General features: G+C 60.7%; 16 protein-coding genes. 8 read left to right on the forward strand and 8 right to left on the reverse strand.

Features of this window, described 5'->3' with window-relative positions:
- Positions 1-105 precede the first annotated feature (105 nt).
- From ACYVL5_RS13870 to ACYVL5_RS13885, 4 genes are read left to right on the forward strand one after another with little or no spacing between them, the layout of a single operon-like run.
- Entirely contained in the window at positions 106-513 is a 408-nt protein-coding gene (locus ACYVL5_RS13870) for a hypothetical protein (protein ID WP_460596173.1), read from the forward strand.
- Between the two features lie 54 nt (positions 514-567).
- On the forward strand, positions 568-1,188 hold the full coding sequence (locus ACYVL5_RS13875) for a YajG family lipoprotein (protein WP_460596174.1): 621 nt from the start codon (positions 568-570) through the stop codon (positions 1,186-1,188).
- Positions 1,185-2,591 carry a DegQ family serine endoprotease gene (locus tag ACYVL5_RS13880; RefSeq protein WP_460596175.1) on the forward strand — a complete coding sequence of 469 codons (1,407 nt, stop codon included), beginning with the start codon at positions 1,185-1,187 and terminating at the stop codon, positions 2,589-2,591. Before ACYVL5_RS13875 ends, ACYVL5_RS13880 begins: the two co-directional genes overlap by 4 nt.
- 27 nt (positions 2,592-2,618) lie before the next feature.
- Positions 2,619-4,037 (forward strand): DegQ family serine endoprotease, encoded by a 1,419-nt coding sequence (locus ACYVL5_RS13885; protein WP_460596176.1) that lies wholly within the window; start codon positions 2,619-2,621, stop codon positions 4,035-4,037.
- 96 nt (positions 4,038-4,133) lie between these two features.
- Here the strand turns inward: ACYVL5_RS13885 and ACYVL5_RS13890 are convergent, their stop codons facing one another.
- Positions 4,134-5,084, reverse strand: coding sequence for a hypothetical protein (locus ACYVL5_RS13890; protein WP_460596177.1), 951 nt, complete (start codon positions 5,082-5,084; stop codon positions 4,134-4,136).
- Positions 5,085-5,554: 470 nt separating this feature from the next.
- On the opposite strand from ACYVL5_RS13890, the gene ACYVL5_RS13895 reads away from it, so the two are divergent.
- Complete coding sequence (locus ACYVL5_RS13895) at positions 5,555-5,965, forward strand: hypothetical protein (RefSeq protein ID WP_460596187.1); 411 nt, start codon at positions 5,555-5,557, stop codon at positions 5,963-5,965.
- A gap of 103 nt (positions 5,966-6,068) precedes the next feature.
- Here the strand turns inward: ACYVL5_RS13895 and ACYVL5_RS13900 are convergent, their stop codons facing one another.
- The 4 genes from ACYVL5_RS13900 to ACYVL5_RS13915 form a co-directional block, all read right to left on the reverse strand.
- Complete coding sequence (locus ACYVL5_RS13900) at positions 6,069-6,740, reverse strand: fibronectin type III domain-containing protein (RefSeq protein ID WP_460596178.1); 672 nt, start codon at positions 6,738-6,740, stop codon at positions 6,069-6,071.
- 138 nt (positions 6,741-6,878) lie between these two features.
- The gene (locus ACYVL5_RS13905) at positions 6,879-7,961 is read right to left on the reverse strand and encodes a GTP pyrophosphokinase (protein ID WP_460596179.1); all 1,083 of its coding nucleotides are present in this window, start codon (positions 7,959-7,961) and stop codon (positions 6,879-6,881) included.
- 259 nt (positions 7,962-8,220) lie between these two features.
- Complete coding sequence (locus ACYVL5_RS13910; RefSeq protein ID WP_460596180.1) at positions 8,221-8,481, reverse strand: DUF3553 domain-containing protein; 261 nt, start codon at positions 8,479-8,481, stop codon at positions 8,221-8,223.
- Between the two features lie 191 nt (positions 8,482-8,672).
- Positions 8,673-8,873, reverse strand: coding sequence for a cold-shock protein (locus ACYVL5_RS13915; RefSeq protein ID WP_250679175.1), 201 nt, complete (start codon positions 8,871-8,873; stop codon positions 8,673-8,675).
- Between the two features lie 451 nt (positions 8,874-9,324).
- Between ACYVL5_RS13915 and ACYVL5_RS13920 the strand changes: the two genes are divergently transcribed.
- A complete protein-coding gene (locus ACYVL5_RS13920) occupies positions 9,325-9,480 on the forward strand; it encodes a hypothetical protein (RefSeq protein WP_460596181.1) in 156 nt (51 codons plus the stop codon).
- 113 nt (positions 9,481-9,593) lie between these two features.
- Positions 9,594-10,505 (forward strand): lysophospholipid acyltransferase family protein, encoded by a 912-nt coding sequence (locus ACYVL5_RS13925; RefSeq protein WP_460596182.1) that lies wholly within the window; start codon positions 9,594-9,596, stop codon positions 10,503-10,505.
- 159 nt (positions 10,506-10,664) lie between these two features.
- Here the strand turns inward: ACYVL5_RS13925 and ACYVL5_RS13930 are convergent, their stop codons facing one another.
- Positions 10,665-11,234 (reverse strand): hypothetical protein, encoded by a 570-nt coding sequence (locus tag ACYVL5_RS13930; RefSeq protein ID WP_460596183.1) that lies wholly within the window; start codon positions 11,232-11,234, stop codon positions 10,665-10,667.
- 416 nt (positions 11,235-11,650) lie between these two features.
- On the reverse strand, positions 11,651-12,922 hold the full coding sequence (locus ACYVL5_RS13935) for an Hsp70 family protein (RefSeq protein WP_460596184.1): 1,272 nt from the start codon (positions 12,920-12,922) through the stop codon (positions 11,651-11,653).
- A gap of 125 nt (positions 12,923-13,047) precedes the next feature.
- On the opposite strand from ACYVL5_RS13935, the gene ACYVL5_RS13940 reads away from it, so the two are divergent.
- Positions 13,048-13,632: a hypothetical protein gene (locus tag ACYVL5_RS13940; protein WP_460596185.1), complete on the forward strand. Its 585-nt coding sequence runs from the start codon at positions 13,048-13,050 to the stop codon at positions 13,630-13,632.
- Positions 13,633-13,654: 22 nt separating this feature from the next.
- Here the strand turns inward: ACYVL5_RS13940 and ACYVL5_RS13945 are convergent, their stop codons facing one another.
- On the reverse strand, positions 13,655-13,993 hold the full coding sequence (locus ACYVL5_RS13945; protein ID WP_460596186.1) for an alkylphosphonate utilization protein: 339 nt from the start codon (positions 13,991-13,993) through the stop codon (positions 13,655-13,657).
- Positions 13,994-14,222: the final 229 nt, after the last annotated feature.

Here is a 14,222-nt window from a genome sequence, read left to right on the forward strand (position 1 = left end):
GGAGAGGGTGGCCGAAGGCCGGGTGAGGGAGATTTCATTTTGGAATCGTTGGCAGTCAAAACCGGAATCCGGCCCGAGGGGCCCGGAACCAACAGGAGGAAGACAATGAAAAAGATGACGGTGGTGGGAATGGGGCTGGTTACTTCGGCGCTGCTTATGTCCGGGTGCGCGACGGAAAGCTTCGTCCATGGACAGACGGACCCGTTGGGCGACCGGATGGGGAAACTGGAAGCACGGGTAGGAACCCTGGAAAGCAGACTCGCCTCCACCGAGGCCAAGCTGAACCAGGTGGAGGCAGCGGATAAAGGGGACCGCGCGGGGATCCAGGATGCCAAGGACACCGCGAACCGTGCCCTCGAGATGGCGAAGACCGCCGAGGCTGAAGCGAGGGATGCGCGCGGCGACGCCCAGAAGGGTGCGGTAGCGGCCCAAACCGCGGACAAGGCCGCCAAGGAAGCCGAAAAGGCCGCCAAGAAGGCGGAGAAGATCTTCCGTCTCGAGCAGAAGAAGTGACCGCAAGCCGGGGAGGCTAACGCTCCCCGGCAGCCGTGACGCAAGGAGGACACCATGAAGAAGGGATTCCCCATTTTGCTGATCGCGGTGGTTATGGCCCTGGCCGGCTGCACGAGCCTGCCGCACCGCATCGATCTCATGTACATCCCGAGCGGGCCGGCTCAAGGGGGAAGCGGCCAGCTCTACCTGGCCACCCCCAAAGGCACCACCCCCGTCGCGGGAGAACAGTTGCGCTGGGTGATGGGGGAGGTCAAGGATTCCGACGGCAGGGTGATCGACGACATAACCTCGCCGCTGTCACCCCGCGACCAGGTCACCGACGCCCTCACCCAGGAGTTACAAAAGGCCGGCTACCAGGTCCTCAAAGGGGAGGCGCAGCCTGAGGCGGTCTCCGGCCCCTACGTGCGGCTGAGCGACGTCAAGATCGACCTCAGCGAGTCTCCCTCCTGGTTCAAGATCACCTCGTCGGCCAAGGTCTCGGCCCGGCTGGAAATCTGGCGCTCCGGCACCCTCGTGAAGACCGAGAGGTATGAGGCGTCCTTCGAGGAAAGCTACCCGAGGACCCGGCCCGAGGAGTTGCAGGCCCTGCTACAGAAGGCGCTGGGAGGGGTAACCGACAAGGCGATCCCCGATGTGATCAGGAACCTCGGATCCCAGAAAGGAGACGGACGATGAAACTCACCAGGTACCTCACGACGGCCGCGGCCGCGGCGGCGCTCTTGATCGGCTCCACCACCGCGGGCCTGGCCGCCGTCCCGGTCGGGGAACCGGCCCAAGGCGCCCCCAACTTCGTGAAGCTCGCCAAGGAGCTGACCCCGGCGGTGGTGAACATCAGCTCGAGGAAAAACGTCAAAACCGACTCGCCCCACGAGCAGCCGAACCAGTCGGGAGACCCGTTCGAGGAGTTCTTCAAGCACTTCTACGGCGACATTCCGCAGCACAGGCAGGCCCAGACCAGTCTCGGATCGGGGGTCATCATCAGCAGTGACGGGGAAATCATCACCAACTACCACGTCATTGCCGACGCCGACGAGATAACCGTGCGGCTTTCCGACCATCACCACTACAAGGCGATGGTACTGGGGAGCGACGACAAGCTCGACGTGGCGGTCCTTAAGATCACCCCCAAGGGGAACCTCCACCCGGCACCGCTAGGGGACAGCGACCTGATCCGGGTAGGAGACTGGGTGATGGCGATCGGCAACCCCTTCGGCCTTGAGCGCACGGTCACCGCCGGGATCATCAGCGCCAAGGGGAGGGTGATCGGTTCGGGCCCCTACGATGACTTCCTGCAGACCGATGCCTCCATCAACCCCGGCAACTCCGGGGGACCTCTCATCAACGGCCGCGGCGAGGTCATCGGCATCAACACCGCCATCATCGCCTCCGGTCAGGGGATCGGCTTCGCCATCCCGGTCAACCTGGTGAAGTCGGTGCTCCCGCAATTGAAGCGAGGGAAGAAGGTCACCCGCGGCTACCTCGGGGTCAGCGTCCAGACGGTGACCGAGGAACTGGCGAACTCGTTCGGGCTTGAGGAGCCGACCGGGGCGTTGGTGGCCGACGTCAGCCCCGGAGGGGCGGCGGACAAGGCCGGGGTCAAGGTGGGAGACGTGATCCTTGATTTCGACGGCAAGACCGTCCACGACATGAACGAGCTTCCCAGGATGGTGGCGGGAACCGCGGTGGGGAAAACCGTCCACCTCACGCTGCTGAGGGACGGGAAGAAGATCGACACGACGGCCACCGTCGCCCGGCTCCCCGACGAGCAGAAGGCGACTTCCGCGGCGGCGAGCGAAAGCGCCGCGGGCCTCGCGGTGGAGGAGCTGACACCCGCCTATGCGGAAAGCGCGGGGATCGCCTTCCACCCGGCCGTGGTGGTTACCGCGGTAGCCCCGGACAGCGTCGCCGAGGCGGCGGGGATCAAGGTCAACGACCTGGTCAGCCAGGTAAACGGCGTGAGCGTGACGACCAAGGCCGCGTACGACCACGCCCTGAAGGGGCTTGCCAAGGGGGCGACCGTGAGGCTCCTCCTGAAGCGGGGGGAAACCTCCCTCTTCGTGGCCTTTACCCTCCCCTAGGCCCCTTAGCCGGGAAGAGGTGACCGCATGAAACGCATAGCAACCACACGCATGATCTCCCGGAGCGCCATGGTCCTCCTCGTGGCGGCCGCAACGCTTTTGGGAGGGTGCAAGAACGACAAGCCGAGCGCCCTGCTCGCCTTCCCTCGCTCCTTCTCCGAACTGGCCGAGAAGGTGCAGCCGGCGGTGGTCAACATCAGGAGCACCAGCACGGTCACCGTGCCGGGCGATCCCTTCCTGCACTTCTTCGGCCGCGACGGCAGCGCCCCCGGCTCGGACGACTTCTTCGGGAACTTCTTCCATGACGTCCCCGACCGGGCGGTCAAGCAGCAAAGCCTCGGCTCCGGATTCATCATCGACCGTAACGGCTACATCATCACCAACAACCACGTGGTCGACAAGGCGGACGAGATCAAGGTGAAGCTCTCCGACGGCAGGGAGTTCACCGCCAAGGTGGTGGGGAGGGACTCCAAGACCGACCTGGCGCTCATCAAGATCTCCTCCCCCTTCCGGGGGCTCCCGGTGCTCCCCTTGGGAGACTCCGACAAGATGCGGGTGGGGGACTGGGTGCTCGCGGTGGGGAACCCCTTCGGCCTCGAGCACACGGTGACCCAGGGGATCATCAGTGCGACCGGCAGGGTGATCGGCTCGGGCCCCTACGACAACTTCCTGCAGACCGACGCCCCCATCAACCCGGGCAACAGCGGCGGCCCGCTCATCAACATGCAGGGGGAAGTGATCGGCATCAATACCGCCATCATCCAGGGGGGCCAGGGGATCGGGTTCGCCATCCCGAGCAACCTGGCGAAGTCGGTCAGCAGCCAGATCAGGGAGAAGGGGAAGGTGACCCGCGGGTGGCTCGGGGTCTCCATCCAGACGGTGACTCCGGAGCTCGCGCAGTCGCTGGGGCTCAAGGAACCCAAGGGAGCCCTGGTCTCGTCGGTGATGACCAACAGCCCGGCGAGCGCGGCCGGCATCCACGCCGGCGACGTGGTGATCTCCTGCTACGGTCACGCCGTGGCCGGCGCCAACGACCTCCCGAGGATCGTCGCCGAGGCCCCGGTCGGGAAGGAGATCGCCATCACGGTGATCAGGGACGGCGCGGAGCTCCCCCTGCGGGTAACGCTGAAGGATGCGTCGCAGGCGAGCGAGGCCCGGGGAACGCTCTCCTCGGAGGCGGATCTCGGCGTCACGGTCAAGCCCCTCGATCACCGGCGGGCGGCGCGCAGCGGGATCGCCCGGGGGCGCGGCGTGCTGGTCACCGCCGTGGACGAGGACGGCCCCGCCGGAGCGGCCGGCATCCGCCCGGGGGATGTCATCCTCGTGGTGAACCGGAAGCCGATCCGGGGAGTGCAGGATTTCCTGGACGCCCTCTCCGCCGGCCACACCCCGCTCCTCATCCTGCTGCAGCGCGGCGGAACCACCTTCTTCGTGACGGTCGGCTAACGGGGGGCCAACGCCCCCGCGACATAAAAGGCACCCAGCCTCGGCGGGTGCCTTTTGTCGTTTCAAGGGAGTAGCGGCCTCGCCGGCCGCTCCGGCTCAGTCGCGGACCCCGGCGCTGGCGAGCTTCGCCTTCACCGCGGTGATGGTATCCTTGATCTCCGCGCGGTAATCGTCGGCGCATAGCTCCTCCGCCCCGACCAGGGCCGAGGCGACGAACGCCGAAGGAACCGGAATCCCGTAGATGCTGTAGGCGAGCTCGGCCAAAAGTTCCGCCACCGCGCTTATCGCTTCCGCCTCCGTTCCCTGGTTCAGCGCCTGTCCGTAGATCAGCATGGTCTTCCTGAATTCCCGCTCGGCCGAGACGATGATGGCATCGATACCGGGGCTCCCTCCATAGGCCTTGACCAGCAGATGGGGGAACTCCGGCGTTCTCAGGAGGGTCGCTTCGATCATCTTCTTCCCGACCCCCTTCCCTTCAGGGATCCGGTAGGCCACCATGACGTCGATGGCGAACTCCACGATGCTGTGGGAAACGGTCACCCCGACCGGGTATTCCAGGTATATGCCGCTTGCTTGAAGCTGGGGTTCCAGGTATGTCCAGAGCGTCATCGCCTTGTCAATGACGTAGTACCCGGCATCGTTTCCCCCCGGACCGTGGGCGGTGTAATCGGCGCCATAGAAGGAGGTGGAGCCCAGTTGGCCGTTGGCGTGGCTGGCGAAACCGAAAGCTGCCGCCTTCCCGAGTGGCGAGACCAGCGGCGCTTTCGCCTTCGCCCAGAGTCCCAGGGCGTTGTAGTGGGTCTGGATGTAAAGGTCGTAGTAGTCGTTGCCGCCTTGAGCGGTCTGGGGATAGAAGTTGAAGATGTCGGGCGCCATGCCCCCGTAGATCTCGTTGAGGTTTTTAAGCGGCGTTTTGCTCCCGAGATTGCCGTCGATATAGGCATGGGTGGCCGATCCCCACGGAAACGCGCTCGACGCGAAAAAGAGCAAGGAAACCAGTGCCACCACGACGGACATGCAGTTCTTGCAGACTCTTTGGTTAACCATCTTTGCCTCCTTTCCTACCTCCAACGTACCTGCCACTGGGCTTTTGGCGCCATCTCCTCCCGCGATACGCCCGGCCATTACTGATTGCTTCCCAACCACCGATTGAGACGCTTTCAACGGTATCACCATTCATCGAGGGGACAATACGAAGTTGGTCGTAAATCCGGGAGTATATGAGTATGAGCACTGCACGCGACGGATGCCCCGTCCGCCAAAAAAATTACCCTACAGGCTGGTCGTGGCACCTGACGCGGAGGTGGCAGCAGACGTTCGCCAACAGTGGCCGAGGGGGGCCGAGCCGTCCCCATTTGAAGGTTGACGAATGTGCCGGTTATGGGCAGTCATTGGTCTGCCACAACATTGGAAGTGGAGGCCCCGTTGCCTCGCTCGGGGCTCGGGGAGATGCCATCTCCCCGGTGTGAGATGTCACCCCACGGGTGTGAAATGTCATCTTACCGGGTCGAGATGTCATCTCACCGGGTCGAGATGTCACCTCACCGGGTCGAGATGTCACCTCACGGGGTCGAGATGTCACCTCACCGGGTCGAGATGTCACCTCACGGGGTCGAGATGTCACCTCACCGGGTCGAGATGTCACCTCACCGGGTCGAGATGTCACCTCACCGGGTCGAGATGTCACCTCACCGGGTCGAGATGTCACCTCACCGGGTCGAGATGTCACCTCACCGGGTCGAGATGTCACCTCGCGGGGTGAGATGTCATCCCAGCGGGGTGAGAGGTCATCTTACGAGGCCGACATGAAATCTCAAGCGGGGAAAATACCATTTGCGATGTGCAGTACAATCTTTGGTAGGAAATCGGTGGTTTTGGACCATGGAAAGGAAGCGGCAGGCAGCGAGGAAAGGGAGGCATTTCCCTGAGAGGAGAAGGCCGGCAGTAAGCTTGGAGAAATGACAGAAGGCCCTGAATAGTGAGATCAGGGCCTTCTGCGTTTGTTGCCGGAATTGTTGTGGGCTGGGCGGGTTAAAGAGCCCTGATGCTGACCATCTCGGACCAGGGGCTGAAGACGCCGCCTACGAAGCACCGCACCCGGAAGTAATAGAATTTCCCCGGCTCGAGACCGGTTATCTCTATTTGGCGGCAATGGTCAAAGGGGCCAAGGATCGACCACGACGACTCTTGTGACGGATCCCCCCCGACACAAATCCCGACCTCGTAGGTACGAGCCTTGGGCACCTTGTCGGTGCTGATCAAGACTACGGTAGTATGGCCATGCCTCACCCTCGGGTTACGAGGCGCGGTGATGACCGACGCGGCAGAAGAGCGGGTAGGCGGCTTCTTGAACGGGAGCGGCAAGTTGGCGATGAGGCTGGCATCGTTTTCCAATGCTGACCTTAAGACGGTCCACTGGGCCGTACCCGCGCATTGCAGTTCGACGACCGGCCGCAAGGCGTCCCTATCCCTGACCCGGTCGACGTGTTTCGTCTCGGCGGCGGCGTGGACGTCAAGAAAGTTGGTCCCCATCTGTCTCAGTGCGGGACCGTTTCCCAACGGGTGGGGGATGGAGCCTTCCGCCTGGTAGCCGGGGTGGGCGATGAGGGCATCGCCAAAAGACACCACCCAGTGCCCGAATTCCAGGTGCGGCAAACGCTTGAAGAAGTTCATGTCGAGCAGGTAGATTTTCTTTGCGGGCATACGGGACCTCTAGATTGGTAAATTTTAACATCATAATCGATGGCAAAATTAAACCATTCAAACTCTAGATGTCAACCGAATTTTTCTTTTCATCTCCTTTTTTTAATGCGGCGGTGATGGAGTGCCGGGCCGACGGGCTCAGGCGGGGGTCTCCCTGGAGGCGTTCAGCCACGCTGCGAAACGTTCCCTGGTCCCCTTGTAGAGGATGGGGCCGAAGGCTTTCTGATCGTAAAGGTACAGACAGTGCCGTATCGAGGTGAAGGGTCCGAAGGTCTTTTCCGGGTTGGCAGCAAGGAACCAGTCGCGGTAATCCCTGACCACCTTCCAATTCTCGTTGAGGCACCGGTGCAGATCCGATTTCTTGAAACCACTGTCAAGCTCCAGGATGTCCTGGACGAAGGTGTCGACCTTGTCCGCCTCGAATTCGGAATCGCGGAAGAAATGCCCGGCCACCCGCAGGAAATTGAAGGCGTTGACGATTTTTCCGCTGGCAGCCGTCACCGTCTGTCCCGCGGTGCCTGGGGCGGCATCGGGAGGGTCGCTTACCGGTGCCACCGTCGCCTGCAGCAGCAGTTCCGTGGTGGCGTTGCGAATTTCCTGGAATTCCCGGTCCGCCAGCTCGAAGAGCGCCGACAATACGGTGATCCTGCGCTTGAGATCGGTGGGGATCGATTTCTTGTACTTGATCTTGTGGTCCAGCACACTCCAGGCATCCTGGACCATGGACCGGATCTGCACTTCGCAGGAAAGGTCCCGGCACGCCTGGTACTTCGTCAGGACGGCCATCTCGTCGCTCAGGGCCAGGTCGAGGTGCAGCCCCTTGTAGCCGAAGGAATCCTCGGTACTCTCCACCGCGGATATCTTGTCGGTGACCTCCAGAACCTTGAAGTGGCTCTGTAACACCTCGGAGACCGCCGAGATCTGGTCCTTGTAGAGGCAGACGATGCGGACGCCTATCAGGTCGGAGATGAAATCCTTGATCTGGTACGGTTGCTCCTCGGCTTCGAGCTTCATCAGGTACTTGCGGTTAAATTTCCTGATGCACTCCTCTTTGTCCTTGACCCGGCCTTCGATTTTCGTCACCTCGCCCACGTCCAACCGGTTGAGCAGTGAAGCGATGATGCGGATGTAGGCGGTCCTGGCATCGGCGAATCTTTTGCGTTCGCTTTCGTAGTACTTCCTGAAGGCCTTTTTTTCCGCCTCGAAATCGAGAGAGGGCATGATCGGGTCCGTGTTCAATGGTGTGGTCGACGCTTTCGGCATCGGCCGCCCGGGAAAGAGGGGGGGCATCAGTTCGAGGCTTCGGCGTGAAGGTTTGGGGAGGCCAAGGGTGCAGTGGTGAGAGGGCGGGAAAAGAAAAGGATCCGGACGAAGAGGTAAACTGCTTTCACCGCGAGGGCAAGAGTGAGAAAGGAGGGGAAGTCCTTATCCGGACCGGAACCGATCGACGCGGAGCCATGCCCCGCAATGCCGATCGCGTTCAGTGCTTGCTCTTCTGCCCCCTGGGGGCCGCCTTGACCGCTTTTTTGGGGGCAACCTTGGGGGCTTCTTCGAGAATTACCGGGTGGAAGGAACTATGCGCCGCCGGCAGCAGGTTATCGAAATGGGAGCAGACGATCTTGCGGGTGATCCCGTCGTTGAACAGGATGGACACCCTGTCGGTGCTCGCCTCGACCACTTTGCCAGCGCCCCATGCTGTCGCTATGGCATGGGTTACTACGTCGCCTTGTTTGACGGACATATGGGTTTCCTCTGAATTGTGGACAGCACCGTCTCCAGATGCCCTGACCACACAGGTGACTGCGTGAGGGGGCTGGAGGGTTCGTACTGTGGGGGGGGATGCGGGAAAGGCGCGAGGCCCTGCAGATGACAGGACCTCGTCCAATGGTGAAGCGACTGGCCGGCTGCGGAACACGCGGCCGGGAAGCCGTACTAGACCTTTTTCACGTTGGCGGCCTGGAGACCTTTCGGTCCCTTGACCACGTCGAACGTCACCCTATCACCTTCAACCAGGGATTTGAACCCGTCGCCGCTGATGGCGGAGAAGTGGCAAAATACGTCCTCGCCGCTTTCCTGTTCGAGGAAACCAAAACCCTTGCTGTCGTTAAACCACTTCACCGTTCCGTTTGCCATGTCTTTCTTTCTCCAAGTATTTCTGCTGTTTTTGTCCCTAATTTTTCCGGACTTATTATGGTTTAACAGCTTTGTATAAACAAAGCAAGCCATTATAATCTGGGCGGGAGGTGGAAAAAACGGCGTCCCCCATACTTTTTACGGCAGCCCAAGGCCCTAAAAAAACAGTCAGTTCGGGAGGTATAATCAATACAAACAGCTGTTTACAATCAAATTGCCAGTCAAACATTTCGGATAAAATCATAAAAATATCAATCCGCTTGCTATTAAATATATACGCAGGCACTATGGAAATAATTTTTTCAACGGCAAGCAGTGGAGAAAGACTGCCTCTGACTCGGTCCAACGGGGGGAGGTTGCCGGAAACGAGCCGGCGGCAAACCGTCCCCGCTGCCGTCGGCCACCAGCGGACCGTCCCTCTTTGCAGCCGGCGATACCTTGAGGAGATCACATGGCCAAGCCCAATTTCAAGTTCCAAAAACGCCAGAAAGAATTGGAGAAAAAAAAGAAACAGGAAGAAAAACAGCTGCGCAAACAGGAGAGGGCCGCGTCCTCGCTTGAAGAGGAACCGGGCTCCGAGGCGCAGGGCGTAATGGAAACCGAATAGCGGCGACCGCACCGCCTTCAGGCGGTTACGATACCAAGATAGCTGACCACAGATGAAATGTCAGACCCCACCGTAGCGTTCCGGAGATGGCAGATTGTGGAAGAAGGGGAGCCGTGAAGCGAATCGTCTGGAAAGTGCAAGCCGCCGCATTTTATTGTCTCACCCTTGCCGCCGCCATGGTGCCCGCCGCCATCAGTGACCGCTTCGCTGCCAGAATCGGGCTTCTTATCTCCTTCATCCTCTTCAACCGCCGTAAAGTCCTCATGGATAACATAAACAGCGCACTCCCCTTCATGGAGCACCATCCGCTCTGGTCTCCCTCCCGCGGGAACGTCCGGAACCTGGCCAAAGAGAGCTTTGAGAACCTGGGGAGGTCCCTGATCGAGGTCTGCCGGCTCTACCACGGCCAAGGGGAAGAGGTCGTCGCGAACATCGAGTTGCGTGGACGCGAGCACTTCGAGGCTGCCAGGGGCAAGGGAAAGGGGATGATCTGCCTGAGCGGTCACTGCGGCAATTGGGAACTGATGGCCTTGGCCATCGGTCGCCTCCTCGGTGAGGGAGCGGTGGTAGCCAACCAGCAGAAAAACCCATTTTTCAACCAGATGGTGGAGCGGATGCGCATGCGCTACAACAGCCGGGTTATCTACAAAAAAGGGGCTTTTAGGGGCATGCTGGCCGAGTTGAAGAGGGGGCACCTGGTTGGCCTGCTCGCCGACCAGGCGGACTTTCCCGCCCATGGAGTACTGATCGAGGTCATGGGACGCACGGCATGGGCTTCCAAGGCCCCGGTGCAGATCGCCCGCAAAAGCGGCGCCCCCCTGGTTCCCGTCTTCATCCATCGCGAAGGGGGACGGCACGTCATCACCTTTTATCCTGAGCACCTTCTCGGCGACGACCGGAGCGAGGAAGGGACCAGGAACGAGACCCAGGCACTGTCGCGTTACGTGGAAGATTACGTGGTAGCCCATCCGACCCAGTGGTACTGGGTGCACCGTCGCTGGAAGCGGGCAGGAGCCCTCGCCTAGCCCCCCCTCACCTTCCCTTCGGTTGAAAAAAATTGCGTCGAATGGAAAGAATCGGAGCTCAACCGGCAGGAGAAGGCCCTAGGAAGCAGTCCGTCAAAATGTGAAAGGCACCTGGCCGGAACCGGGTGCCTTTTCGATTTTCGATCTGGGATGGGACCCTCAGTTGACGGTCACCGTCTCCGCCACCGTAAAGGTCCCCGCCGCGTAGGGCGTTCCGCTTTCGTCCAGCACCTCTTCGACGGCCGGAATGCTGGGGACGATGGCCTGGGTACCGGCAGCCGGCGCGGAAAGCTGGAAGGCGATGTTGGCAAAGGTGCTTCCGAACGCGTTGAACCCGGAATCATCGACCAGCGCGAACTCCAGGACCCTGGTCGCCGGATCGTAGCTCGCCGCCACCACACCCTGGACCGCGCCGACGACGAGGGCGATGCTGGCAGGTGCCACCTGAACCCGCCCTCCGTAAGTGTACCCGCTGTTGTCACTGATCGGCTCGATCCCCTCGGGAACCACGAAGTGGAAGCTGACCCCCCTCACGTTCGCCGGGGAGACCGGGAGTTCGCTGGACAGGCTCAAACTGACCGTACAGTTGCCGCTTTGGCCACTCGACACCGTCGCTGCCTGGCTTTGGGGGTTTCCAGCGATGGAGGAAGCGCCCCCTCCGCCGCTGCCGCATCCTGCCAACATCGCGATGACAACCATTCCCGCCGTCCAGACCACTATGTTTTTCATAACCTGCCTCCTGCAGTTTCAGAATTTATATGCGGACTAAGTCGCCTTCGCCCGATGAACGATAGTTAGCACGTACGGTGCCAACCAGTAACCATGCGAGACTACGACGATTCGGGAACCGGTCACCTCGACGTATCGTCCCGGTACGGGACAACTGCCCCGGAGAGGGACGGCGGGTCCGGGACACTCTACCGGTGCTATTACCTGGAACTGGGGAGTGGTTGTCTAATGTCGAAGGGGGGCCGCGGCGAAACCTTGGCCGATGGGGAAACGGATCTGGTGGAAATCGGGCGACGCGGGGCCCGGGTGCCGGACCATGGGAAGACCGGGCGCCGCATTGGGCAACGCTGAACGTCAGAAAGCGGGCCGGCCAGGCTTTGAATGGCCTGGCCGGCAACGAGACCGGTGTCGGCGCCTCACGCGAATAGCGGGACGCTGGCCCCGAGCCCTCCGACGACGCTGGTGAAGGCGTTCTTGGTCTCAAGCTTTTGTGCCCCGAAACGCTCTTCGAACAACCGCCTGACGAGGGGAATCCGTGAGGTCCCCCCGGTAAGAAAGACGGTATCTATCCTGGCGCAATCGACTCCGGATCGTCTGATCGTCTCGTCTATGCACGCCGCTATCGTGGCGACGTTATCGCGGTTGATGCGCTCGAACTCCTCCCTGGTCATCTCCTCCGCTATGCAAAGATCGCGTTCGCTGAAGCAGATCTTCGTTTGCTCCTGATGCGACAGTTCGCACTTGGCCCTCTCAATCGCCTGGAACAGGAAGAAGCCGTAATTGTCGTTTATGAGTTGTTCGAGGTTTTCCAGCGGTTTGCTGTCGATCGCGGCATTCTTGATGAGCCGGATCTGCTCCCGGGTCTTTCTGGCCCGCAGCAGCGGCACCCGGTGCCATTGGCAGAGGGTGTGGATGATGCTGTGGGGGACGTCGAAGAGGTCGCTCTTCCCCATCCCCCTATACTTCGCACCCCGGCCGAAGTACTTGGCGATCTTCTCCCACATGATCTGCGAGTCGAACTTGTCCCCCGCCGTGTAGACGCCGCCAATGGAGAGGACATCGTCGCGCCTGTTCGACCTCTCGAAGGCGCCCCCTTTGACCCGCATCACCGTAAAGTCGGAGGTGCCCCCGCCGAAGTCCCCGATGAAGACGAGCTTTTCGGCGCCCGCGGCGAGGGACTCCTCGTAACTTAGGGCCGCTGCCACCGGCTCGAACTGGAAATGGACATGCGCGAAACCGGCCTTGCGGGCGGCCTTCTCCAGGCGGCTCTGGGCAAGGGCGTCCTTCTCCGGATCTTCGGAAAAAAGGACCGGGCGCCCCAGCACCACGGTGTCGACCGCACAGCCGACGGCGGCTTCCCCTTTCAGCTTGATCTTCCGGAGGATGATGGCGACCAGGTCGTCGATGCCGTACTTCCGGCCGAAGACCTCGGTCCCTTCGAAATTGCGGTTGGGGAGGAAGGTCTTGATCGACTGCATGAAGCGCCCTGCCGCGACGTCGTTTACGTAGTTATCGATCGCCTGCTGCCCTGCGAAAATCTCGTCATCCTCATTGAAGTAGAGAACCGAGCGCAGCAGCAGCCCGTCCCCCTTCAGCTCGTCAACTTTCACCAGCTCGACGGACCCGTTTCTATAGACGGAGAGGGCCGAATTGGTGGTGCCGAAATCTATTCCGAAAACTATCTGCACGAAAACTCCTGGCGTGGAAAAAAGAATACGGGCGGGTGCCGGGCCATGACACAAAGTCGCCGAGGCACGCAGTGGATGCCGCACCAATAGGGTCGGTTGGTGCTAAAATAAAAAAGGGACCAGCTATGAGAAAACTACACACAGCCATCATCACGGCAACGTTTGCCGGCAGCCTGTTTCTTCTCGGATACTGGGATTACATCAGCGGTTTCAGGCTGAGTCTCTTCCCCCTTTACATGCTTCTCTTGCTCGTGGTCGCCTGGCACTCCGGGAAAGCCTCCACCCTGGCACTGTCAGCCATTGCGGCCGCCATAATCATGGTTAAAGACAGCGCCAGGATTCCCGCTCTCCACGATTTCTACTACTACTGGGACGAAGGGACAAAGTGCGTCTTACTGGTTCTTTTCAGCTCGGCGGTATGGCAAATCAGGCATCTCCTCACGGAAAAGGAGACCACGAACAGGGAATTGAGGAAGGCGCTGTCGGAGATACGGGAACTGCGCAGGATGATACCGATCTGCTCGATGTGCCATTCGATACGGACCGATAAAGGATTCTATGAGAAAATCGAGGTCTACCTAAGCAACCTCACCGGTGCCGAACTGACCCATGGTATCTGCCCGGCCTGCCTCAGGAAGAATTTCAGCCATCTTACCCGTTCCATGGGTCCCGAAGCCCTGCCGGACAAGGCCAAATCGGAAAAACGATGATAGGTGAGCGCCGCCCGGGTTGTCACGCCTTTTTGACGAACTCCGACTTGAGCTGCATGGCGCCGATACCGTCGATCTTGCAGTCGATGTTGTGGTCCCCCTCGATGAGGCGGATGTTTCTTACCTTGGTGCCGACCTTCACCACCGAGGAGGAGCCTTTTATCTTCAGATCCTTCACCACGGTGACGGCGTCGCCGTCGCTCAAGACCGCTCCGAAGGCGTCGCGCACGACCGGCAGTTCCACGCTCTCTTCCGCCGCCACCATCGGCCATTCGTGGGCGCATTCGGGGCAGACGTACATGGCACCGTCTTCATAGGTGTACTCGGAACTGCACTGCGGACATTTGGGCAACTGGCTCATGCTTCTTTCCCCCTTCTCGTAGATAAGGTCTACCGGACAAAGGGGACCGGCTGCGGAGCCGGTCCCCACCTGAAAATGAAAAAGGCACCTGGTCGGAACCCAAGCCGTTTACCGATCGTGTTGATTTTTAGCAGAAGCCCCCAGGCCTCCATTAGGACAAGCCTGGGGGCTTCTCTTTTATCTAATCGCCCTCAAAGGTCAGAATTTCTGTGAGTCTGACTTTTCCCTT

This window comes from Geomonas sp. Red276 (assembly GCF_054784495.1).

Coding starts and splice junctions, on each gene's coding strand:
- ACYVL5_RS13930 (WP_460596183.1), bottom strand. CDS start 11,234: ATGAAAAACATAGTGGTCTGGACGGCGGGAATGGTTGTCATCGCGATG.
- ACYVL5_RS13900 (WP_460596178.1), bottom strand. CDS start 6,740: ATGCCCGCAAAGAAAATCTACCTGCTCGACATGAACTTCTTCAAGCGT.
- ACYVL5_RS13920 (WP_460596181.1), top strand. CDS start 9,325: ATGGCCAAGCCCAATTTCAAGTTCCAAAAACGCCAGAAAGAATTGGAG.
- ACYVL5_RS13875 (WP_460596174.1), top strand. CDS start 568: ATGAAGAAGGGATTCCCCATTTTGCTGATCGCGGTGGTTATGGCCCTG.
- ACYVL5_RS13870 (WP_460596173.1), top strand. CDS start 106: ATGAAAAAGATGACGGTGGTGGGAATGGGGCTGGTTACTTCGGCGCTG.
- ACYVL5_RS13945 (WP_460596186.1), bottom strand. CDS start 13,993: ATGAGCCAGTTGCCCAAATGTCCGCAGTGCAGTTCCGAGTACACCTAT.
- ACYVL5_RS13885 (WP_460596176.1), top strand. CDS start 2,619: ATGAAACGCATAGCAACCACACGCATGATCTCCCGGAGCGCCATGGTC.
- ACYVL5_RS13940 (WP_460596185.1), top strand. CDS start 13,048: ATGAGAAAACTACACACAGCCATCATCACGGCAACGTTTGCCGGCAGC.
- ACYVL5_RS13890 (WP_460596177.1), bottom strand. CDS start 5,084: ATGGTTAACCAAAGAGTCTGCAAGAACTGCATGTCCGTCGTGGTGGCA.
- ACYVL5_RS13880 (WP_460596175.1), top strand. CDS start 1,185: ATGAAACTCACCAGGTACCTCACGACGGCCGCGGCCGCGGCGGCGCTC.
- ACYVL5_RS13905 (WP_460596179.1), bottom strand. CDS start 7,961: ATGCCCTCTCTCGATTTCGAGGCGGAAAAAAAGGCCTTCAGGAAGTAC.
- ACYVL5_RS13915 (WP_250679175.1), bottom strand. CDS start 8,873: ATGGCAAACGGAACGGTGAAGTGGTTTAACGACAGCAAGGGTTTTGGT.
- ACYVL5_RS13910 (WP_460596180.1), bottom strand. CDS start 8,481: ATGTCCGTCAAACAAGGCGACGTAGTAACCCATGCCATAGCGACAGCA.